General features: G+C 70.4%; 1 protein-coding gene. It reads left to right on the forward strand.

What is annotated here, in order from left to right; all coding sequences use genetic code 11:
• On the forward strand, positions 1-1229 hold a 1229-nt coding region (locus ACZ7M7_RS45000; RefSeq protein ID WP_472127656.1), incomplete at both ends, for a condensation domain-containing protein.

The following is a 1229-nucleotide window of genomic DNA, read 5'->3' on the forward strand; positions in this document are numbered from 1 at the left end:
GACGGGGTGTCGTGGCGGATTCTGCTGGAGGATCTGCGGGCGGCCTGGGAGGGCCGTGAGCTGGAGCCGGTGCCGTTGTCGTTCCGCAGCTGGGCGCGGCGTCTGCACCAGCACGCCGAACAGGGCACCTATACCCCGCAGTTGGACCTCTGGCGTCGCATCGCCGGCGACCCCGCGCCGCCGCTGGGTTCCCGGGCCCTGGATGCGTCGAGGGACACGGTGGCCACCCGGCGGGTGCTGGACCTGTCCCTCCCCACGGAATACATCGAGCCGCTGCTGACGCGGGTTCCGGCGTTGTTCCGTGGTGGTGTGAACGATGTGTTGTTGTCGGGTCTGGCGCTGGCGGTGGGGGAGTGGCAGCGGCGGCGGGGCCGGGTGGCGGACGCGGACGCGGGTGTGTTGCTGGATCTCGAGGGTCACGGCCGGGTTGAGGAGCCGGGGGTTGATCTGTCGCGGACGGTGGGGTGGTTCACGTCGATTCATCCGGTGCGGCTGGATGCGGGCGGGGAGTCCTGGGACGAGGTGTGTGCCGGTGGTGCGGCTGCCGGGCGGGTGCTGAAGCGGGTCAAGGAGCAGCTGCGGGACGTCCCTGACGACGGCATCGGCTACGGCGTCCTGCGTCACCTCGACCCCACGGCCGGGGCCGAGCTCGCGACTTGGGGAGTGGCCGAGGTGGGATTCAACTACCTGGGCCGGTTCACCAACGGCGGCGATGGCGCTTGGGAGTTGAGCGCCCGCGCCGGGATGGTCGGTGGCGGTGCCGATGCGGGGCTGCCGTTGGCGCATGCGCTGGAGCTCAATGCCGTGACCTATGACGTGGCCGAGGGGCCGCGGTTGCATGCGAGTTGGGCGTGGGCGGACGGGGTGCTGTCCGAGGCGGAGGTGCGGGAACTGGCGCAGCTGTGGTTCCGGGCCCTGGAGGGTCTGGCCCGGCACGCCGACGCACCCGGAGCCGGCGGTCTGACCCCCTCCGACCTGAGCCTCGTCCCCCTCGACCAGGCCGAGATCGAACTGCTGGAGGACGGTGAGGCAGAGGTCGAGGACATTCTTCCGCTGCAGCCGTTGCAGGAGGGTTTTCTGTTCCATTCGCTGGTGGCGGATGGGTCGGTGGATGTGTACACCTCACAAGTGCGGTTCGATGTGGCGGGTGAGGTGGATGGGGCGGCGTTGCGGCGTGCGGGTGAGCGGTTGCTGGCGCGGCATGCGAATCTGCGGGCGGGTTTCCGGCA

The sequence above is a fragment of the Streptomyces sp. NPDC111606 genome (assembly GCF_055656945.1).